Origin of the sequence: [Mycobacterium] fortunisiensis, from assembly GCF_019050325.1 — a bacterium.
GTDB classification, from domain to species: Bacteria; Actinomycetota; Actinomycetes; order Mycobacteriales; family Mycobacteriaceae; genus Mycobacterium; species Mycobacterium fortunisiensis.
The window spans coordinates 65,646-86,139 of sequence record NZ_VOMB01000010.1 but is presented as its reverse complement, the minus strand read 5'-3'; the positions used below and the strand labels follow the sequence as shown (position 1 = coordinate 86,139).

Annotated in this window: 21 protein-coding genes and 1 tRNA gene; 10 read left to right on the top strand and 12 right to left on the bottom strand. The window is 68.1% G+C overall.

From position 1 onward, the window contains the following. Positions 1 to 39 precede the first annotated feature (39 nt). A complete protein-coding gene (locus tag FR943_RS07095; RefSeq protein ID WP_217155649.1) occupies positions 40 to 498 on the bottom strand; it encodes an anthrone oxygenase family protein in 459 nt (152 codons plus the stop codon). A 74-nt stretch (positions 499 to 572) separates the two neighbouring features. Between FR943_RS07095 and FR943_RS07090 the strand changes: the two genes are divergently transcribed. Then, entirely contained in the window at positions 573 to 995 is a 423-nt protein-coding gene (locus tag FR943_RS07090) for a winged helix-turn-helix transcriptional regulator (RefSeq protein WP_217155648.1), read from the top strand. Here the strand turns inward: FR943_RS07090 and FR943_RS07085 are convergent. The 4 genes from FR943_RS07085 to FR943_RS07070 are packed head-to-tail and all read right to left on the bottom strand — an operon-like array spanning position 893 to position 7,347. Then, the gene (locus FR943_RS07085) at positions 893 to 1,786 is read right to left on the bottom strand and encodes an ROK family protein (protein ID WP_217155647.1); all 894 of its coding nucleotides are present in this window, start codon (positions 1,784 to 1,786) and stop codon (positions 893 to 895) included. The two genes, FR943_RS07090 and FR943_RS07085, sit on opposite strands and share 103 nt — an antisense overlap. Positions 1,787 to 1,795: 9 nt before the next feature. Then, positions 1,796 to 2,425: a DUF7158 domain-containing protein gene (locus FR943_RS07080; protein ID WP_217155646.1), complete on the bottom strand. Its 630-nt coding sequence runs from the start codon at positions 2,423 to 2,425 to the stop codon at positions 1,796 to 1,798. After that, positions 2,422 to 6,576 carry a glycoside hydrolase family 38 N-terminal domain-containing protein gene (locus tag FR943_RS07075; RefSeq protein WP_217155645.1) on the bottom strand — a complete coding sequence of 1,385 codons (4,155 nt, stop codon included), beginning with the start codon at positions 6,574 to 6,576 and terminating at the stop codon, positions 2,422 to 2,424. Before FR943_RS07075 ends, FR943_RS07080 begins: the two co-directional genes overlap by 4 nt. Positions 6,577 to 6,594: 18 nt before the next feature. Beyond that, positions 6,595 to 7,347, bottom strand: a complete 753-nt coding sequence (locus FR943_RS07070; protein WP_217155644.1) for an endonuclease/exonuclease/phosphatase family protein — start codon at positions 7,345 to 7,347, stop codon at positions 6,595 to 6,597. A 65-nt stretch (positions 7,348 to 7,412) separates the two neighbouring features. Between FR943_RS07070 and FR943_RS07065 the strand changes: the two genes are divergently transcribed. Beyond that, on the top strand, positions 7,413 to 7,961 hold the full coding sequence (locus FR943_RS07065) for a hypothetical protein (RefSeq protein WP_217155643.1): 549 nt from the start codon (positions 7,413 to 7,415) through the stop codon (positions 7,959 to 7,961). Positions 7,962 to 8,030: 69 nt separating this feature from the next. On the opposite strand, the gene FR943_RS07060 is transcribed toward FR943_RS07065, so the two are convergent. Next, entirely contained in the window at positions 8,031 to 8,996 is a 966-nt protein-coding gene (locus tag FR943_RS07060) for a helix-turn-helix transcriptional regulator (RefSeq protein ID WP_217155642.1), read from the bottom strand. Positions 8,997 to 9,058: 62 nt separating this feature from the next. Between FR943_RS07060 and FR943_RS07055 the strand changes: the two genes are divergently transcribed. Further along, entirely contained in the window at positions 9,059 to 9,583 is a 525-nt protein-coding gene (locus tag FR943_RS07055) for a DinB family protein (protein WP_217155641.1), read from the top strand. A gap of 3 nt (positions 9,584 to 9,586) precedes the next feature. Beyond that, positions 9,587 to 10,186 (top strand): DinB family protein, encoded by a 600-nt coding sequence (locus FR943_RS07050; protein ID WP_217155640.1) that lies wholly within the window; start codon positions 9,587 to 9,589, stop codon positions 10,184 to 10,186. Here FR943_RS07050 and FR943_RS07045 read toward each other — a convergent pair. Next, the gene (locus FR943_RS07045) at positions 10,183 to 10,794 is read right to left on the bottom strand and encodes a TetR/AcrR family transcriptional regulator (protein ID WP_217155639.1); all 612 of its coding nucleotides are present in this window, start codon (positions 10,792 to 10,794) and stop codon (positions 10,183 to 10,185) included. The two genes, FR943_RS07050 and FR943_RS07045, sit on opposite strands and share 4 nt — an antisense overlap. A gap of 76 nt (positions 10,795 to 10,870) precedes the next feature. Between FR943_RS07045 and FR943_RS07040 the strand changes: the two genes are divergently transcribed. From FR943_RS07040 to FR943_RS07015, 6 genes are all read left to right on the top strand, one after another. Further along, a complete protein-coding gene (locus FR943_RS07040) occupies positions 10,871 to 11,875 on the top strand; it encodes an oxygenase MpaB family protein (protein ID WP_217155638.1) in 1,005 nt (334 codons plus the stop codon). Between the two features lie 52 nt (positions 11,876 to 11,927). Further along, on the top strand, positions 11,928 to 13,346 hold the full coding sequence (locus FR943_RS07035; protein WP_217155637.1) for an ABC1 kinase family protein: 1,419 nt from the start codon (positions 11,928 to 11,930) through the stop codon (positions 13,344 to 13,346). Positions 13,347 to 13,355: 9 nt separating this feature from the next. Beyond that, positions 13,356 to 14,273 carry an alpha/beta fold hydrolase gene (locus FR943_RS07030; RefSeq protein WP_217155923.1) on the top strand — a complete coding sequence of 306 codons (918 nt, stop codon included), beginning with the start codon at positions 13,356 to 13,358 and terminating at the stop codon, positions 14,271 to 14,273. Between the two features lie 194 nt (positions 14,274 to 14,467). Further along, positions 14,468 to 15,328 (top strand): cyclopropane mycolic acid synthase family methyltransferase, encoded by an 861-nt coding sequence (locus tag FR943_RS07025; protein WP_217155636.1) that lies wholly within the window; start codon positions 14,468 to 14,470, stop codon positions 15,326 to 15,328. Between the two features lie 94 nt (positions 15,329 to 15,422). Then, on the top strand, positions 15,423 to 16,145 hold the full coding sequence (locus FR943_RS07020; protein WP_217155922.1) for a YciI family protein: 723 nt from the start codon (positions 15,423 to 15,425) through the stop codon (positions 16,143 to 16,145). Between the two features lie 6 nt (positions 16,146 to 16,151). After that, positions 16,152 to 17,366 carry an RNA polymerase sigma factor gene (locus FR943_RS07015; protein WP_217155635.1) on the top strand — a complete coding sequence of 405 codons (1,215 nt, stop codon included), beginning with the start codon at positions 16,152 to 16,154 and terminating at the stop codon, positions 17,364 to 17,366. A gap of 319 nt (positions 17,367 to 17,685) precedes the next feature. Here FR943_RS07015 and rplA read toward each other — a convergent pair whose 3' ends face one another. From rplA to FR943_RS06990, 5 genes are all read right to left on the bottom strand, one after another. After that, entirely contained in the window at positions 17,686 to 18,393 is a 708-nt protein-coding gene (gene rplA / locus FR943_RS07010) for a 50S ribosomal protein L1 (RefSeq protein ID WP_217155634.1), read from the bottom strand. Between the two features lie 69 nt (positions 18,394 to 18,462). Then, the gene (gene rplK / locus FR943_RS07005) at positions 18,463 to 18,891 is read right to left on the bottom strand and encodes a 50S ribosomal protein L11 (RefSeq protein WP_003881829.1); all 429 of its coding nucleotides are present in this window, start codon (positions 18,889 to 18,891) and stop codon (positions 18,463 to 18,465) included. Positions 18,892 to 18,961: 70 nt separating this feature from the next. Continuing rightward, on the bottom strand, positions 18,962 to 19,780 hold the full coding sequence (gene nusG / locus FR943_RS07000) for a transcription termination/antitermination protein NusG (RefSeq protein ID WP_217155633.1): 819 nt from the start codon (positions 19,778 to 19,780) through the stop codon (positions 18,962 to 18,964). A gap of 26 nt (positions 19,781 to 19,806) precedes the next feature. Beyond that, positions 19,807 to 20,268, bottom strand: coding sequence for a preprotein translocase subunit SecE (gene secE, locus FR943_RS06995; RefSeq protein ID WP_217155632.1), 462 nt, complete (start codon positions 20,266 to 20,268; stop codon positions 19,807 to 19,809). An 82-nt stretch (positions 20,269 to 20,350) separates the two neighbouring features. Continuing rightward, positions 20,351 to 20,423 (bottom strand) — tRNA-Trp (locus FR943_RS06990). Positions 20,424 to 20,494 lie beyond the last annotated feature (71 nt).

The following is a 20,494-nucleotide window of genomic DNA, read 5'->3' as shown; positions in this document are numbered from 1 at the left end:
GCCGCCGGGCACCGGCGTGCTGCGCACGTTCGCCGCGCCTCAGCGTGCGCCGGCGAGCACCACCAACACAAACGCCGCGGCCAGGAGGCCGACCCGCACCCAGTGCAGGCGGTCCCAACGCCGGGCCAACTCGTGGAAGTGCTCGGCGTCCTCGGCAACGCCACCGGCGCCGGGGGCGCCCACTGCCGCCGCGACGCGGTTGTTGATCGGCACGAGCACGGTGACCGACAGCAGGACGATCAACCCCATCAGCACGACCGCGGCGATGAGCAGCGGTCCGCGATTCCACACCGCCGCCGCGGCCACCAGCCCGGCCGACCCCAGATACCAGAACGGCATCGCCGTCCCGAGGATCCGGCCGCCGGCGCCCCGCGCTTGCCAGTAGGCGGCCTCGGGAAGTCGCTGCAGGATCGGGTTGGTGAATGCGGCGACCCCGAATTCGACACCCAGGAGCGGACCGACGACGATCACGGCAAGAATCTGCACAACCTGTTCCATGCCGTCAAGCCTGATCACTATGCTGACAGAAAACAAGGTACTGACAAATTAGTCAGCACAGGAAAGAGGTGGACGTGGCAGTTTCGAAGAAGGAGATCGGTGACTGCCCGATCGACGCGACGCTGTCGGTGATCGACGGCCGCTGGAAAGGCACGATCCTGTGGCGGTTGTCCGACGGGCCGATGCGCACCGCCGAACTCCGGCGCAGCATCCCCGACATCACCGAGCGCATGCTCATCCGGCATCTGCACGATCTGGTCGACGCCAGGATCATCGACCGCCACGACGCGGGCACGGTGCCGCCGTGCGTGCACTATTCGATCTCCGAGTACGGCATGACGCTGGCGCCGATACTGCAGGCGCTGTGCGACTGGGGCCGCACCCACATGGAGCGTCAGAGGCCGCGGGCCAGAGCCGCCGCGCCGACCAGGCCGGCGTCTCCGCCCAGCTCGGCCGGCACCACCCGCAGCCCGCGCAGGAATTCCAGGCCGGCATAGTCGGCCAGCGCCGCGCGCAGTGGGCCGAACAGCAGCGCCCCTGACTTGGCCACTCCCCCACCGATCACCGCCAGGTCCAGGTCGCAGACCGCGCCCACCGACGCGATCGTCGCCGCCACCGCCCGGGCACCGCGGTCAAAGGCCTTGAGCGCCAGCGGATCACCGGATGCCGCCGCATCGCCGAGCGCCTTGGCGTCGGTGCCGCCCCAGCCCTGTCCCCGGGCCCACCGCACCATGCTGGGGCCCGACGCGACGGTCTCGACGCAGCCGTGCCCGCCGCAGGCGCACGGGTCACCTCCGTCGGGCGCGACGACGACGTGGCCGACGTGCCCCGCGTTGCCGGTGCGGCCGTCGTACGGCGCGCCGTCGAGCACCAGCCCACCGCCCACCCCCGTCGACACCACCATGCCGAGCAGGAACTGCGCATCCCGCCCCGCGCCACGCCACTGCTCACCGAGTGCCATACACAGCCCGTCGCCGCCGAGGCGCACCGGCAACCGGGAGCTGGCGGCCACCCGCTCGACGATCGGAAAGTGCTGCCACTGGGGGATGTTGATCGGGCTGACGGTGCCGCCGGCCAGGTCGATCGGCCCGGCCGAGGCGACGCCGACGGCGGCCGCCGGCCCGTGCCGCAGGGCCTCGCCGAGCAGGGTGTCGACGGCGACCCACACTGCCTCGGCGTCACCGTCCGGGGTGGGCAGCTGCGCCCGGTGAACCAGTTGCCCGTCGGGATCGACCAGAGCGACCGCGATCTTGGTGCCACCGATGTCGACCGCCAGGTTCAGGCTCACGTGGCGCTCCTAGTGTTTGTGGGTGTTGTCCGGTTGACGGGGATCACCGGGATGTTCGTATCCGGGCGCCAGTTCCACCACGGCCGCACACCGCGCATCGAGCCACTGCCGGAAAACCTGTCGGCGTGCGGCAGCCCGCAGGTGCGCGGCGATGCGCTCACGGACCTCGTGCAGCGCGGGCGCGACGGGCCGGGCCCGCCAGCCGTCAGCACCGGATCGCCGGACCGCGAAGCGCATCGGGTTGCGCGCGTGATAGCCGGTCACTTCGGTTTCCGAAACATCCACGGCGGCAGTGACATCCGCGAACACCGCTCGGGCCAGCGGGGTGGCCAGGGTGGCGGCGGCGACGCTGCCGATCTCGAGCCGGGCCGCGGTATCGGGCAGCACCTCGTCGTGGGCGGGCGCACCGTCGGGCGACAGTCCCCGCGCCGCGGCCTCGTCGGCCACCACCCGATCGGCCACCGCCAACTGGGTGATCCAGCGGCGCAGTTGCCGCCCCTCACTGGTGTGTGGGCGCGGCAGCGCGGCCGCCCGGTTCCCGGCCCGCAGCGCGGCCTCGCGTTCGTCGATCTCGGTGAGCGGCACCGGTTTTCCTGCCACCCGCGCCGCGTAGGCCGCCGGATTCGGCGCAGAATTCATCGCACCGTCACCTTCACGGCCGGGGAGTAGATCAGCCGTCCGGCGCAACCGACCCGGATCAACGCCCACCATTCCCCTGGCTCGACCCAGGGTGGTGGCGCGACCTCGAACCCGATCTCGGCGGTCCCGCCGGCCGGCAACTCGACGCCCACCGCGGCCGGGCCCATCCACTCCCACGTCCCCCACGGGCTGATCAGGTGGGCCTCAGCGGTCAGGCCGGCACCCGCGTCGGTGCCGATGGTGATCGTCAGGCCGGCGGTCTCGCCGGCCTTGACCTCGACGGGCTGCGGTTCGGACACGAGGGTGAGCACCTGGGCCTCGGGCGCACCGATCGTGACCACACAGACATCCTCGACCACCTGCCGCCAGGACGGCGGCAGCGCACCCGAATCGCTGCCGGTGACCGCGAGCTGGGCACGCAATGGATACAGCCCAGGCGCAACATCCGCCGGAATGCTCAGCACCACATCGGTTTCCAGATGCTCGCCGGGCGGCAGCACGTAGGCCAGCTCGTCGGGTTGCACGTCCCAACCCGGCGGCGCAGACAACCGCACCCGCCCGTGCAGGGCGCCGTCGGTGCAGTCGCTGGCCGCGGTGAGCCGCACGACCACCTCGGCACCCGGCCGGGCGGAGACGCTCTCCGGATGCAGATACGCGACGGCGGGCAGCCCACCCAGCGGTGCGGGGCCGCGATTGTGCAGCCAGTAGCGGGCGTAGAGGGGTTGGGCCACTTCGGCGTCGGGGGCAAGCTGTCGATGCTCGGCGGACAACACCCTGGGTTGGTTCAGTTGGGTGGAGACCGTGGCGATCTCGTAGCCGTGCAGGCTCAGGTGTGAGGGTTGCTCCGGCGCGGGCTCCTCCAGCAGGTTCAGGTTCGCCGCGGACGAGACCGCGCGCAACCCGGAGCGGAGGGTGACTTCGGCACTGCTGCCGGTGATCTCGACCAGGCGGGCGGTAACCCCGTCGGCGGGGTCCGCACTGCGTAGGCTGCCCGATGCCAGCGGGTTGCCGGTCGCTTTGAGCGCACCGAGTTGGACTGCGCCGGCCGGCTCGATCTCCAGCAGCGAGCCCCATCCCGGCAGACCGCCGGCCCCGTCCGAATCCGGTACGACGGGCAGCAGCGGCCGGTTGAACTCGGCGGCACTCGACGCCGCGCCCATCGCACGCCAATCACCGGTGCCACTCACCAGGGCGTAGTCGAAGGTGTGTGTCCAGTGCTGCAATTGAAAGTTGGATCCGTCCGGTGCGGTACGCCGCGGCGGGTCGATCCAGGTGCCCGAGGGCCATCCGGTGCAGGACCGCATCAGTGAGGTGTGCAGGGTGCCGTCGGGGTCGACGGCGAAGCTCGGCACACCGCGGTTGAGGAGCGCGACGGTGCGGTCCTCGAACGGCACTTCTTCGGCCGGGGCCCGCTGGTCAACGACGATCTCGGCGTCGCCCAGGTCCTCGACCACCGCGCCGAGGTCGCCGGCCAGGATCAGCACCGGCAGGGTGCGCACCCCGCGCAGGTCCGCCCCGGGCACCCAGTGCTCGGTCAACGGCGTGGCCGCCGGGACCCAGACCCGCGCCGATCCGGTTTCGTCCAGCTGGCGTTTGAGCTCGTCGGCGTAGGTGATGTCGGCCGCTGCCAGAACCGCTGCGGTAAACGGGTTTTCGTCCGGGCCGCCGAGGGCGAATCGGGTGTCGGGCAGGTTGGAGTCCACGGTCAGATCGCCGTAGCGGGGTTTGTCGGCGGCGCTGCAGGTGGCGGTCACCCCGGCGCGGACCAGGGCCACCATCAGCTCGCGCGGGTCGGCACCGGCGGTGTCGTCGGCGTCCTCGGTCTCGGGCGCGACCACCTCGGCCACCGATACCGCCCGGACATCCGCACCGATACGCACCCGCACGGCCGAGGACAGCCCGAACCAGCCGTAGGCCGGGTTGTCCAGGGTCCACGGGTGCTGTGCCGCATCGACGGCTTGGGCTGCCGAGCGGTCGTGCATGAGCCCGAACCCGCGTCCGATCACCGCGTCGCCGACCTCGCTCACCGGCAGCGCACCGGGCACCGGGCAGGGCCAGCGCAACCGCACCAGCCGGTCGGCGCCGACGAATTCGTCGATGACGGTGCGGCAGTCGACGCGGTCCACGCCGTCCCACAACGTGAGGATCTGGGTGTAGCGCAGTAACTCTGCGATCCGTCCGCGGACAACGACACGCTGCCCGAGCGGGCTGCGATAACACTGCACGTCGTCGGCCGGGGTGGCCGATGAGCACACCACCGGCCCGGTCGGCAGCAGGTGCCAGGGCCCTTCCCCGGCCTCGGGATGGGCCGGGTACTCGTCGTAGACGGCCAGTTCGTTGCCGACGCCGCCGGCGGCGATGAGCTCACGGCCGGCGTCGGTCAGCGAGCACACCCCGCCGCCGCGCGCCGCGTCGACGCGTAACCGGTAGCGGTCGTTGGCAATCTCGTGCCCGGCCAACGGTTCCCAGCCGCTGCCGGTTCCGGGGGCGAACCGGTAGGACCGCCAGCCCAGCGACGGCACGTCGCGGGCCAGCCAGCTGACCGTCTTCCCGTCCTCGGCGGCCAGCACCGGCACCTCGTTGCCGTCGCTGTCGAGTACCGCACCTGGAAAGGAATCTTCGAGGTGCACGGTGACGATATCGGTTCGGTTGTGCGCCACCGTGTTCCACACCACCACCGATCCGTCGACGGCCGCGGACAGCAGGCTCAGCGCGTTGTCGCGTGCGGCGATGCCCAATTCCCAGGCGTCGCGCCAGCTGGTCAGCAGATCGAGGTAGACCTGGTCGGACTCCGAGCCGGTGATGGCGTCGTGGTGTGCGCCGTAGGCCAATTGCACCCAGGCTTTGGCGAACGCGGCCTGCGGGTAGTCCGCACCGCCGAGCAGCCCGGCGAACACTGCGAACTTCTCACCGTCGAGCACCGCGTCCTCGGCGGCCCGGTTGGCCTGTTTGGTGTCGATGTAGGAGACGTCTTTGCCGGTGTAGATCGGGTTCATGTCACGCGTCTGCGGGGACGGCCGCAACCCGCGGGAATCCATCTCGGCCCGCACCGCAGCGAAGAACTCCGACGGCAGCGCGCAGACGAACTTCGGCCACGCGTAGCGGGAGTTCCAGTCCCGATGGATCTGGGTGACCCATTTGTTCGGCGGGGTGTAATCGGTGCCGACCGGCAGGAGTACGTTGCGGGTCAAGGCAACTCGTTTGAGTTTGGTGAACAGCGCGTAGGTGGATTCCTCGGCTTCGGCCAATGAGGCGGCCGAGTCCATCCACCAGCCGCCCGAATAGTGGGCGGGCATGTAGTGGGTGAGCAGCCCGCGGCCGGACGGGGCGATCCACTCGAATTCGCTGGCGAACTGCATCCGTTCGGGGTCGCCGTCGTTCTGCATCGGGCCCCACTGGTGGTGCGGCCCGCGCGCCCACGAACTGGAGGTCAGGCCGACATCGGCGGCCATCCCGGGAAACTGCGGGTCATGCCCGAACACGTCGAGTTGCCACGCGGTGGCCGGTCTGGCACCGAGGATGTCACGCTGAAACCCCATGCCCGCCACGAAGTTCCGGATCGCCGTCTCCGGGCTGGTCAGGTTGGTGTTGGGCTCGTTGTAGGTGCCGCCCATGATCTCGACGCGCCCCTCGGCCAGGAACCGGCGCAGGTCGGCCCGGTCTTCGGGCCGGGCATCCCAGTAGGGCTTGAGATAGTCCACCTCGGCCAGCACGAACTTGTATTCCGGTTCGCGGCGGGCCATTTCCAGGTGGGCAGCCACCAGGTCGAAGCCGTTGGTCTGCCGGCACTGGCCGGGCGGATCCTCGGTCCAGACGCTGGTGTAGGCGGCCTGGGTGTTCCACCACACCGGGTCGTAATGGAAGTGGCTGATCATGTACATGGTCCAGCCCGGTTCGGCGACGGTGAAATCGAAGTCCGTCGAACCCACCCGCGCCCGCCGGACCTCACCGGGCGCTCCCCCGTCGACGTGCACCGGCACCTCGACGGCACCGGCTCCGGGGGCGGCGATGGCCTCACCCGACAGGCCGTCCCCGCTGACCTGCACCGGGGTTGGCGCCGCGCAGGCCTCGTAGCGCACCCGCACCAGCTGCCGAGGGGAATCCTCGGGCCCGGCAAACAGCTCCGTCGTCTCCACTGACGTGACGTGCATCTGCAAAACCCTACGGCGTCAGGACGCCGAAATGTCGGCAACCAGCGCCCGATGATCCGAAATCGGAAGGTGCGGTGCGGCACATGAGGCCGACGACAAATCGGGGTCGTCGGTGAGGATGTGGTCGAGCTGGGTCGTCGGCGCAGTGGCCGGGAACGTCGGCGCCACCCCGAGCGGACGCCAGCGGCCAGGGCGGGCCGTGTTCAGGTCGCCCAGCAGGAGCCTCGGGCCGGGAAAGCCGTTCACGTCGCGCAGCAGGTGCCGCAGTTGCACCCGGTTCCACCCCGGCACGAACGACAGGTGGGTGTTGGCCACCGTCATGGCACCGAGCGGGGTGTCGATCCGGGCCACCATCGCCGCGCGGGGTTCCTCGTGAATGATGCGGAACCGGCGGATTCCGGAGACGTACATCGGGAACCGGACCGGGATCCGCGGCAGTCTCAGTACCTGCCAGTTCTCGACCGGGTACCGGGACAGCAGGGCGATGCCGTAGGCGGCGGTGCCGGGTTGCTCACGTCCGGTGGCCGCCATCCACGTCGCCCCGGGGGTTCCGGAGATCGCGGCGACGAAGCGGTGGTACCCGGCGTTCATCGCATCGGCGGCCACCGCGGTCAGGTCGGCCTTGCCCGAGCGGGGTTGGTCCAGGTCGACCTCCTGCAGCGCGAGGATGTCGGCGTCGAGTTCGGCCACTGCCGCGGCCAGCCGACTCAGGTCGACGTCGCCGTCGTGGACGCTGCGTCCGTGCAGGATGTTGAAAGTGGCCAGGCGCATGGGTACTCAGTACCCACTCCGGCATCGGCCCCATCACGGGCCTGCCCTGACACCCGGGATGGCACGTGCTCGACCGCAACGACGATCTGCGCGAGGCCCTGAAACGCGCGGCATCGGCACTCAAGACGCATGGGCCGCGGTTCGCGCTGGGCGGCAGCTACGCGCTGTGGGTCTACGGCGCACCCGAACCGGTGCACGACGTGGATTTCGTGGTCGCCGAAGCTGACGCCGAAGCGGCGGAGGTGACATTGCGTAAGGCCGGCTTCCAGATCGTGCACGCCCCGGAGGACTGGTTGTTCAAGGCGTACGCCGATGACGATGTGCTGGTCGACGTGCTCTATCAACTCAACGGGGTGTCGGTGGACGCGACCACGCTGAGTCCCGCCGACGTGGTCGACGTGCTGGCGATCCGGATGCCGGTGTTGCCGCCGACGGTGGTGGTGTCGGAGAAACTGCTGTCGCTCAACGAGCACCACTGTGATTTCGCGGCGCTGTTGCCGGCGGTGCGTGCGGTGCGCGAGCAGGTCGACTGGGACGCGGTGCGTGCCGCCACAGCCGACAACGATTTCGCCGCGGCATTTCTGATGCTCATCGGCCGGCTCGGTATCACCTGATCTGCCCCTGCCGCATTCTCCTGCCGAGCAGACCCTCCGGTACCCCGTAACGTCGTTACCCGGGTACGTTCACGTCTGCTCGCGCGGAGAAGCCAGCCGCAGCCGGTCGGCGACGGTGCGCACCGCGTCAGCCACCTCCGGCGGTTCGAGCACCTCGAACTCGTACCCCACCGTCGCGAAGTACAGCACCATGCGCTCGGGGTCATCGGCGCCGGCGGTGACGATGCAGGCATCGGGCCCGTCCGCCTCGACCGTGGCCGACGCGGGGGGAAAGCGTTGCGCCACAACCGCTTGCGGTGCGTGGTAGCGCACCCGCGCGACAAAGCGGTAGGGCGAGGAGCTGATCGAGCGGCCGACATAGTCGGCGGCGTCCGGAGCGTCGCGCGGCACGAACGTGGTGCCGCGGGCCGCCACTGCCGACATCCGGTCCAGCCGCAGGCTGCGCCAGTCCGCACGGTCACGGTCATAGGCCATCAGGTACCAGCGCCGGCCGGTGGTCACCAGTTGGTAGGGCTCCAGTCGGCGCTGGGTGTGGTTGCCCCGGATGTCGGTGTAATCCGCGCTGACGTGTTCGCGGTCGCGGCAGGCGCGGGCCAGGGTCATCAGCACCTCGGGTTCCACCGGCGTGTCCGAGGAGTGCGAGGCGAGCGTGACGGTGGCGTCGTGCACCGCCGACACCTGCGAACGCAACCGGGCCGGCATCACCTGGTCGAGTTTGGACAGCGCCCGCAGGGCGGATTCGCCGACGCCGGCGATGCTGCCGCCGGCGGCCAGCCGCAGGCAGACGGCCATCGCGACGGCCTCGTCGGGGTCGAGCAGCAGCGGCGGTAGCGCCGCGCCCGCGCCGAGCCGATAGCCGCCGCCGTGACCCTTGCCGGCATGGACGGGATATCCGAGTGCGCGCAACCGCTCGATGTCCCGACGGACGCTGCGGGTGGTGACGCCGAGCCGGTCGGCCAGCTCCGCGCCCGTCCACGCCCGGCGTGATTGCAGCAACCCCAGCAGCTGCAGCACCCGACCGGTGGTTTCAGACATGCCGACAAGTTTGCCGCACTTTTAGGACCGAAACTGTCCTCTATGCGTGGCACGGTAGTCCTATGTGGAGCAACCTGCTGGCCGACCAACTCGATTTCCACTGGACGCATCACCTGCGTCCGCGATTGGACGGCCTGACCGACGACGAGTACTTCTGGCAACCGGTGCCGGACTGCTGGACTGTCCATCCCGACGGCGGTATCGACTTCAGTTATCCAGCACCACAACCGGATCCGTTCACCACGATCGCGTGGCGGCTGGCGCACGTGATCGTCGGCGTGTTCGCGATGCGCAGCCACTCGCACTTCGGCGGCCCGCCCGCCGACTACGAGTCCTGGCCGTATGCCACCGACGCGGACACCGCCCTGAGTCAACTCGACGAGGCGTACCGGAACTGGATCGATGGGGTCCGCAAACTCGACGAACGCGACCTGGCGAAGCCCGTCGGTCCGGCCGAAGGCCCATGGGCCGATCACCCGATGTCCGAGCTGGTCCTGCACATCAACCGCGAAGCGATCCACCACGGCGCCGAAATCGCCTGCATCCGTGATCTTTACGTGCACACCCCCACCACCAAGGAGAACTGAGCCATGCCAGGAATGCCCCCACCGGCCATCGACGAACGTCACACCCTGATCGAGTTCGTCGCCTTTCAGCAGAACGCCTTCTTCGCGGTCGCCCACGGCCTCACCGACGAGCAGGCCCGGTCCACCCCGTCGGTGAGTGCACTGTCGGTCGGCGGCCTGATCAAGCACGTCACGGCCGTACAGAAGGGCTGGGCCGACCGCGCCGAGCATGCACCGCAGTTCCCACCGCCAGATTCCCGCCCGTTCGAGGAGCAGGCGGCCGAGTACGCCGATCTGCACGTGATGCGTGAGGACGAGACCCTCGCCGGACTACTCGAGGCGTTCAAGGCCCAAAATGCCGAGACGCTACGGGTTTTCGCCGAGCGGGACCTCGACACCGCCGTTCCCGTACCCCACGATGTGCCGTGGTTCCCGCAGGACGTCGAGCACTGGTCGGTGCGGTGGGTGGTCATGCACCTCATCGAGGAGCTCAGCCGGCATGCCGGCCACGCCGACATCATCCGGGAATCCATCGACCGCGCCACGATGTACGAGCTGATGGCGGCCGAGGAGCAGTGGCCCGAAACCGATTGGATCAAGCGCTGGCGGCCTGCCGGGGCCTAACCGGCGGCACCGCCGCCGAGCACCAGCCGTAGCGCGTAATCCACCACCACCCCAAGGTCGTCGCCCAGGTTGCCGCCCAGCCACTGCTGGGCGAGCTCGGCCATCGCCCCGGTGTACATGGCCGCACCGACCTGGGCGGCGACCGGATCCGAGCCCGGGTTGAGCCGGCCCCCCTCGGACAGCACGGCCTCACGCAACAGGTCCTGGGTCGCCGCACGCCGGGCGGCGAGCACCGGATTGGCCCGGGCATCGGTGAACAGCACCCGCCCGCGGCGCGGATCGGCCGAGCTGAAGCCCAGCACGGCGGCGATCCCGGCGCGGGTGCGGGCCCGCACGGAGTCGCCGGCCCCGGTCATCGCGACGTCGACGTCGGCCGCCAGTGCCGCGCTGACGTCGTCGTACACCGCCCCCAACAGATCGTCGGTGTCGGCGAAGCTCTCGTAGAAATACCGGGTGTTCAGCCCGCATTCGCGGCACACCGAGCGCACCGACAGCGCGGCTTCGCCACCGTCTCCGAACAGCCGGTAGGCCGCGTCGATCAGCAGGCCACGGCGTTCGGCCCGGCGGTCCGTCAGTGGCACACCGGCCCATCGCGTCGGACTGGACATGCCTACACACTAAGTCTGGTCACACCCGTAACCAAAATGTATTCTGGCTACAGGTGTGACCAGAAAGGGGTCTGCGGTGGACATGCCACACCAGGTGCTCGAGCAGATGCTGCAGCGCAAGTTCGACAAGGACGTTCGGCAGAACTACTTCCGTGGCATGGAGTTCGCCGGCCCGGCCGGCGACCCGGGATGGTTCGGCCCGGGCAGCGCGGTCTGGCACGTGCACTCCCACACCGAGGCCCTGATCTTCGGCCTGCAGTGCGCGGCCTACATCGAACGCCTCGATCCGTCGATCTATTGGATGGGCATCCACCATTCGCGCCTGGTCAAGCGCGACGAGGACGGCAACGGCATCCCCGAGATCGACCCGAGAGGTGCCGCGGTGCGGCTGGGTCATTCCATCGCGTTCTTCATCGGCACCGCCTACGGCAACACCGAAACCGCCGAACGGGTGGCCAAGACCGTGCGCTCCATGCACCACACCATCAAGGGCACCCGCCCCGACGGCGCGGTCTACGACGCCGACGACCCCGACTGGCTGCGCTGGAACTACGCCACAGTGGTCTGGGGGCTGGCCACCGCGCACGAGATCTACCATCCAAACCCACTGCGCGGCAAGAAGCTTGACCGTTACTACGGCGAGTTCGTCCGGGTCGGCCACGCCCTCGGCGGCACCGACCTGCCGGCCACGAAAGCCGAGACGCTGGACTGCCTGCACTCCTACCTGCCCAAGCTGGCACTCACCCACGGCACCGCGATGAGCACCGGCTCCAACCTGTCGATGCCGCACAGCGCGATGGACTGGGCGATCCGCGACACCATGCCGAAATGGGCCAAGCAACTGATCGGGCACACCGACCCGAACCCGATCGAGCGCGCCGCCCGGCGCGCCATCGTGTGGTCGATCATCAACGGCGTGCACACCGCGGCGGGCACCACCCTGGAATTCCGGGCCGCCCAGCAACGCGTCGCGAACGGCGTCGACCCCGCGCTCGCGCCGCACACCGAGCCCACCTACGTCCGCGGCAGCGACCCCGTTCTCACCCGCGAACAGGCCGAGGACAGTTTCGCCTCGGTGTGATGCACGGCACACAAGTTTTTGGCCCCACCGCGGGCTTTGAGACACTGCTGGTATGAGCACTACGCCGCCGAAAACCAAGCACCGCGAGGTCGCCAGGTTGAGCCGGGTGCCGTTGCCGGTGGAGGCCGCGCGAATCGGCGCCACCGGCTGGCAGATCACCCGCACCGGGGCCCGCGTCGCCGCCAGCATGTTCGGCCCCGGGTCCCTGCAGCAGAAGATCATCAAGCAGGTGCCGCAGACATTCTCGGACCTGGGCCCCACCTACGTGAAGTTCGGCCAGATCATCGCGTCCAGCCCCGGCGCCTTCGGCGAACCGCTGAGCCGCGAGTTCCGCGGGCTGCTCGACCGGGTTCCCCCGGCGAATGCGCAAGCCGTACAACAACTCTTCCAGGAAGAACTCGGCGACGAGCCCAGCAAGCTGTTCAAGAGCTTCGACGAGAAACCGTTCGCATCGGCCTCGATCGCCCAGGTGCACTACGCCACGCTACACAGCGGTGAGGAGGTGGTGGTCAAGATCCAGCGCCCGGGCATCCGCCGCCGGGTCGCCGCGGACCTGCAGATCCTCAAGCGGGGCGCCCAGCTGGTGGAGCTGGCCAAGCTGGGCCGGCGGCTGTCCGCCCAGGACGTGGTGGCCGACTTCGCCGACAACCTGGCCGAGGAGCTGGACTTCCGGCTGGAGGCACAGTCGATGGATGCCTGGGTCTCGCACATGCACTCCTCGCCGCTGGGCGAGAACATCCGCGTCGCGCAGGTGTACTGGGATCTCACCAGCCCCCGCGTGTTGACCATGGAGCGCATCCAGGGCACTCGCATCGACGACGTCGCCGCGATCCGCAAGAAGGGGTTCGACGGCACCGAGCTGGTCAAGGCACTGCTGTTCAGCGTGTTCGAGGGGGGCCTGCGGCACGGCCTGTTCCACGGCGACCTGCACGCGGGCAACCTCTACGTCGATGACAACGGCAAGATCGTGTTCTTCGACTTCGGAATCATGGGCCGCATCGACCCGCGCACCCGCTGGCTGCTGCGCGAGCTGGTCTACGCCCTGCTGGTCAAGAAGGACCACGCCGCCGCGGGCAAGATCGTCGTGCTGATGGGCGCGGTGGGCACGATGAAACCCGAGGCGGAGGCCGCCAAGGACCTGGAGCGCTTCGCCACCCCGCTGACCATGTCGACGCTGGGCGATATGAGCTACGCCGAGATCGGCAAGCAGCTCTCGGCGCTGGCCGACGCCTACGACGTCAAGCTCCCGCGCGAGTTGGTACTGATCGGTAAGCAGTTCCTCTACGTCGAGCGGTACATGAAGCTGCTGGCCCCGAAGTGGCAGATGATGAGCGATCCGCAGTTCTCCGGCTACTTCGCCAATTTCATGGTGGACATCAGCCGGGAGCACAAGCAGTCGGAGCTGGCCGACCCGGTTACCGACGAGCGCTCGCGCGAGGAGAATCCAACTACCGACGAAACCGAGTCCTGAGTGGCCGGCATCAAGGTGCGCACCGGCTTCGCCCCGTCACCGGCGGAGCCCGGCGGCATCGAGCTGTACTACGAGGACATGGGCGACCCGAATGATCCGGCGGTGCTGCTGATCATGGGCCTGGGCGCGCAGATGCTGATGTGGCGCACCGGTTTCTGCGAAAAGCTCGTCGATCAGGGTTTGCGCGTCATCCGCTACGACAACCGCGACGTCGGCCTGTCCACCAAGTTGTCGGGCACACGGGCGGATTCACCGCTGCCGCTGCGGATGGCCCGATCGTTTCTCGGCCTGCGCAGCCCGGCGGTGTACACCCTCGAAGACGTCGCCGACGACGCCGCCGCGCTGCTCGATCACCTCAACATCGACGCCGCGCACGTCGTGGGCGGTTCGATGGGCGGCATGATCGCCCAGGTTTTCGCGTCACGGTATGCGCCGCGCACCAAATCCCTGGCGGTGATCTTCTCCAGCAACAATCAGCCGCTGCTGCCACCGCCCGGCATCAAACAGCTGTTGTCGGTGATCACCGGCCCACCGGCGAACTCGTCACGAGAAGCCGTCATCGACAACACGGTTCGGATCAGCCGGCTCAACGGCAGTCCCGGCTACCCCACCCCCGAGGACGAGATCCGGGCACAGGCCGCCGAGCTGTACGACCGTGCGTACTACCCGGCCGGCATCGCGCGGCATTTCGACGCCATTCTGGGCAGCGGCAGCCTGCGTCACCACGACAAGCGGATCAGCGCCCCGACCGTGGTGATCCACGGCCTGGCCGACCGGTTGATGCGCCCATTCGGGGGCCGCGCGGTGGCCCGGGCAATCGCCGACGCCCGCCTGGTATTGATCGACGGAATGGGTCACGAGCTGCCCGAACCGGTGTGGGACGAGATCGTCGGCGAGCTGAAGACCAATTTCGCCGCGGCCCGATAGTCGCGAGCGCATTTCTTCGCTGCCCAGACTCCACTCCCCCCGGTCATCGCAGGCACCATCCAATTGCTTGGCGCGGTGCCCGAAACACCATTGTTTGCCAGCGAAACGCGCAGACAGCAGTCAAGAGCTCCTGGCAGTTACCTGCGGTAGGCTGGCGCCCGGCGGGGAGAACTCGAAGGTTTGGAGCATTTCGAATGCCGAAATTGACACCCAAATACGAAGAACTGCAGTCGATCTACGACATCTCAAACGAATTCTACGAGCTGTTTCTCGGCCCCACTATGGGTTATACGTGCGGCTATTTCGAACGCGAGGACATGACGGGCGACGAGGCCCAGAACGCCAAGTTCGACCTGGCGCTGGGCAAGCTCGGACTGGAGCCGGGGATGACCCTGCTGGACATTGGCTGTGGGTGGGGCGGCGGTATGGCGCGCGCCATCGAGAAGTACGACGTCAACGTCATCGGTCTGACGCTCAGCGGCGAGCAGCGCGAATACGCCATCGATAAGCTCTCCAAGATCCCCACCAATCGCAATGTCGAGGTCCGACTGCAAGGGTGGGAAGAGTTCACCGACAAAGTGGACCGCATCGTGTCGATCGGCGCGTTCGAGCATTTCGGATTCGAACGGTATCCGGCCTTTTTCGAGACGACCTATAACGCCTTGCCCGACGGTGGCGTCATGTTGCTGCACAACATCACCGGTTTCGACCTTCGCGAAGGCCAGAAGCTCGGCCTGCACATGACATTCGAAGATGCCCGGTTTGCCCATTTCATCATGACCGAGATCTTCCCGGGTGGCCGGTTGCCCTCGGTGGCGATGGAGAAGGAGCGGGCACTCGAGGCCGGGTTCACGCTCACCCAGTTGCAGGAGATCGGGCCGCACTACGTGCGGACCCTCAAGATCTGGGCGGAGGCGCTGGAGGCGCACAAGGACGAGGCCATCGCGATCCAGGGCCAGCAGGTCTATGACCGCTATGACAAGTACCTCAACGGCTGCCAGAAGTACTTCGCCTCGGGGCATATCAGCGTGCATCAGTTCACGTTGCAGAAGTAGTTCTGCGCGAGCTGTCGGGTCCTGGGGGCCTCGTTCGTCGGATGGGTAGAGAGTGGAACAGACGGTTCTGCTCACTGCCCACCGGGAGACGACGATGCATTACTTCGCATTACTGATCAGCCAGGACGTGGAACTCGCGCCCGAGCAGCGGGCCGAATGCGTGGCGGCCTTCCAGGCATTCCACGCCAAGGCCGGGGCGGCCATCCGGGCCGGTGACGCGCTGGACAGGACCACCGCCGCCACCCGGATCGCCGGGGGTCCGGACAATCCGTTGGTCCCATTGTCGGCACCGCCGACGGTAGCCACCGACGGCCCGTTCGCCGAAGGCGCCGAGGTGGCCTGCGGCTACTACGTGTTCGAGGCCGACAATCTCGATGACGCGCTGGCCTTGGCCCGCGACATTCCGGTGGCCCAGTACGGCGCGGTCGAGGTGTGGCCGATGGTGCATTGGCAGGCGCCCGAGCAGCCGCTGGGCAACGATTGGCTGGCACTGCTGCTGGAGCCGCCCGAGGCCGTCAACACACCGGGTACCGACGCCTGGAATGCGCAGGCAGGCCTGCACGTCGAACTCGCCAAGACCATCGGCGACAAGACTCTGGCGGGCGCGCCGCTGCATCCGCCGTCGACCGCCACCACGGTGCGGGTACGCGACGGCAAGGTGTTGCTCACCGACGGGCCGTACATCGAAGGTGCCGAAGTGGCCAACGGCTTCTATGTGCTGCGGGCCGCCGACCACGACGAGGCGGTGACGCTGGCCTCGATGATTCCGGCGTCTGTCATCGAGGTCCGGCAGCTCTCCGGTGTCTCCGGCCTGTAACGCCCGATGACCCACCTGGACGGCGTCTTTCGGCGCGAGTGGGGCCCGGCGGTGGCTGTCATCGCCCGGTGGTCGGGTGACCTCGGCGTGGCCGAGGACGCCGTTCAGGAGGCCTGCGCGCAGGCGCTACGGGTATGGCCGGCCGAGGGGGTTCCCGACAAGCCCGGGGCCTGGCTGACCACCGTGGCGCGCAACCGCGCCCTGGACCGGCTGCGGCGGGAATCCGCGCGTCCCGGAAAGGAACTCGCTGCCGTGTACGAGCGTGTTGGAGCGTCGACGGACGCCGAGCTGCACCCGGTGCGTGACGACGAGCTGCGGATGATGTTCACCTGCGCCCATCCCGCGTTGGACCGCAGCTCCCAGCTGGCGCTCACGCTGCGGCTGATCTCCGGGCTCACCGTCGCCGAGATAGCCCGCGCCCTGCTGCAGTCGGAGGCGGCGGTGGGCCAGCGAATCACGCGGGCCAAGAACAAGATTCGTCAGGCCAATATCCCGTTGCGGGTGCCGCCACGGGAGCTGCTGGCAGAACGCACGCCGCACGTCCTCGGCTGCATCTACTCGGTGTTCACCGAGGGCTACTGGTCCACGGCCGGCCCGTCGGCGATCCGTGACGAGCTGTGCGACGAGGGCGTACGCCTGGCCGGCGAGTTGTGCGCACTCATGCCCGACGATCGGGACGTGCATGCTCTCGCTGCGCTTGTGCTGCTGCATGATTCGCGCCGCCGGACCCGGGTCGACGGCAGCAGTGCCCTGGTGCCACTTGACGAGCAGGACCGCAGCCAATGGGATCGTGGCCGGATCGCGCGGGGTCTGGAGCAGTTACGGCTCGCCGAGGGCGCCACCGGAACCTATCTTCCGCAAGCGGTGATCGCGGCATTGCACGCCACGGCACCCACCTGGCAGCAGACCGACTGGGCCACCATCTGCCTGGCCTACGACCGGCTGCTGGCCCTGACCGATTCGCCCGTCGTTCGGGCAAATCGGGCCCTGGCCATCGGTTTTCGCGACGGCTTCGGTGCCGGTCTGGCTGCTCTCGACGACGTTGCCGACGATGTGCGGCTGGCCAGGACGAACACGGTGGCCTCGATTCGCGCGGATCTGCTGCGGCGGTCCGGCCGGCGCGCCGAGGCAGCGGACTGGTATCGGATCGCCCTGCGATTCGACAGCGTCTCCGCCCCCGCTGCGGCATTTCTGCGGCGCCGTCTTTCCGAGTGTGGCTAGCGGGGTTACCGTCGCCGGCTCAGCAGGCGCCGCAGCGCGGAGGGGCGCCGGAACCGCCGGCAGCTGCACAACGCGCACTCTGCCCCGGCACGATAATGAGAGTGCGCCGAGCCGTCGTGGCCGCAGCGGCAGACGGTTTCCACCGTGTGGTCCCTCATGGGACCGAGTCTAGGCGGCACACCTGGAGAACACCTGGAAATATAGAGACCCCAGGAACGCCGAATGGCCAGTTATGACACGCGATTCAGAGAATCTTGTGCCGCAACTGGCCACTCGGGCTAAAGAATTACGCCTCGGTGCCGATGGTCGGCTCCGCGAGCTACGCCTCCGTGAAGTTCCGGGTCACCGCCGGGTCAACCGGGATACCCGGACCGGTGGTGGTGGAGACGGTCACCTTCTTGAGGTAACGGCCCTTCGAGGAGGACGGCTTGGCCCGCAGCACCTCGTCGAGGGCGGCGCCGTAGTTCTCGGCCAGCTTGGCGTCGTCGAAGGACGCCTTGCCGATCACGAAGTGCAGGTTGGCCTGCTTGTCGACACGGAAGTTGATCTTGCCGCCCTTGATGTCGGCCACAGCCTTGGTGACATCGGGGGTGACGGTGCCGGTCTTGGGGTTCGGCATCAGACCGCGCGGGCCCAGCACGCGGGCGATCTTTCCGACCTTGGCCATCTGATCCGGGGTGGCGATCGCGGCGTCGAAGTCCAGGAAACCGCCCTGGATCTTCTCGATCAGGTCGTCGCTGCCGACGACATCGGCGCCGGCGGCCAGCGCCTGCTCGGCCTTCTCACCGACGGCGAACACCGCGACGCGGGCGGTCTTGCCGGTGCCGTGCGGCAGGTTGACGGTGCCGCGGACCATCTGGTCAGCCTTGCGGGGGTCAACACCGAGGCGGATGGCGACCTCGACGGTGGCGTCCTGCTTCTTGGAGGAAGTCTCCTTGGCCAGCTTCGCGGCCTCAAGCGGCGTGTAGAGCTTGGTCCGGTCGATCTTCTCCGCGGCTTCGCGGTATGCCTTGCTGTTCTTGCTCATTGAATCTCCAATTCAGAGTCTGTGGTTGGCGGGCCGAAGCGGGCCCTCCCACAATTGCTTGGTGCCGAACTACTCGACCGTGATGCCCATCGACCGGGCAGTGCCGGCGATGATCTTCGACGCGGCGTCGATGTCGTTGGCGTTGAGATCGGCCTTCTTGGTCTCGGCGATCTCGCGCACCTGATCCCAGGTCACCTTGGCGACCTTGGTCTTGTGCGGCTCGCCCGAACCCTTCTGCACACCAGCGGCCTTGAGCAGCAGCTTGGCGGCGGGCGGGGTCTTCAGTGCGAACGTGAAGCTGCGGTCCTCGTAGACGGTGATCTCCACGGGGATGACGTTGCCGCGCTGCGACTCGGTCGCGGCGTTGTACGCCTTGCAGAACTCCATGATGTTGACGCCGTGCTGGCCAAGTGCAGGACCGACGGGCGGGGCGGGGTTGGCCTGCCCGGCCTGGATCTGCAGCTTGATGAGCCCGGCGACCTTCTTCTTCGGGGCCATGCTTGTGGTGTTCCTTTACTTGCTCATCCAAGGGCGGGTAAACGCCCGTTGTTTCTAGCCGCTGTGGCGACTAAATCTTGGAGACCTGGTTGAAGGTCAGTTCGACAGGTGTCTCGCGGCCGAAGATGGACACCAGCACCTTGAGCTTCTGCTGCTCGGCGTTGACCTCGCTGATGGAGGCGGGCAGCGTCGCGAACGGGCCGTCCATGACGGTGACGGACTCGCCGACCTCGAAATCGACCAGGATCTCCGGCCGTTCCAGGGTGGCCTCGGTGCTGGCACCGGCCGCGGCGGCGGCGCTGGACTTGGCGGGCTTCTTGGCCGCGCCCTGCGGCAGCAGGAACTTCACCACGTCGTTCAGCGACAGCGGCGACGGGCGCGAGGTGGCGCCGACGAAGCCGGTGACGCCGGGCGTGTTGCGGACCGCGCCCCACGACTCGTCGTTGAGTTCCATGCGGACCAGGATGTAGCCGGGCAGCACCTTGCGGTTGACCTGCTTGCGCTGGCCGTTCTTGATCTCGGTGACCTCTTCGGTGGGCACCTCGACCTGGAAGATGTAATCGCCGACGTCCAGGTTCTGCACGCGGGTTTCGAGGTTGGCTTTCACCTTGTTCTCGTAACCGGCGTAGGAGTGGATGACGTACCAGTCGCCGGGCTTGAGACGCAGCTCTTTCTTGAGCGCGACTGCCGGATCCTCTTCCTCGTCCTCCTCGGCGGCAGGTGCCTCGTCGGCAGCAGGCGCGTCCTCGGTGGCCGTCTCGGTCTCGGCCGCCTCGGCGGCCTCGGTCTCCGGGCTGTCGGCCTGCTGGTCGTCGGTCTGCGACTCGGCGGCCTCGTGGTCCTGAGTCGGATCGTCGGCGAACGTCTCGTCGCCGTCGAACGTGGTCACGTTGTCAGTCCTCTCTCAATTCCAGATCAGGTGCCGAACACCAGCGACACCAGTCGCGCCAGGCCGAGGTCGGCGCCGGCGATCAGCGCAACCATGAACACCAGGAAAACCAGCACCACCGAGGTGTAGCTGACCATCTGCTTGCGGTTCGGCCAGATCACCTTGCGCAGTTCGGCAACGACCTGTCGCAGGTAGTTGACGACGAACATGATCGGGTTGCGCGACGGCCCGGTCTTCTTCTTGGCCTTCTTGCTCTTGCCGGCCTTGCCGGACCCGGCCTTCGCGTCGTCGCTCGATACGTCGTCGTCGGCGGTCTCGTCGCTGTCGGTCTCACCGACCGCGCCGCGACGGGTCCGCTTGCCGGTCGGGCGCAGCGGCCGGGTCACCACCGCGGTCTGACCGTGGGTGGTGTCCGCTGCTCCGTTGTCGGTGCCGGCGTCAGTTCCAGCGTCGTCTGCGGAGCCGGCACCTTCGCGCTCGTCGCTCACCGCATACTCCGTTCATTTCCTGGCGGACTGGTTGTCGGGGTCACTATCCAGTGTCCACACGTTGTCGAGTATTCAGTTTGAGCAGGGGCGACAGGACTTGAACCTGCAACCTGCGGTTTTGGAGACCGCTGCTCTGCCAGTTGAGCTACGCCCCTCTGTCGGTGACATGCTGGCGCTGTTATCACCGTACTGCGCCGAGGCTTACACAATTCGCGCGCGGCCCGTT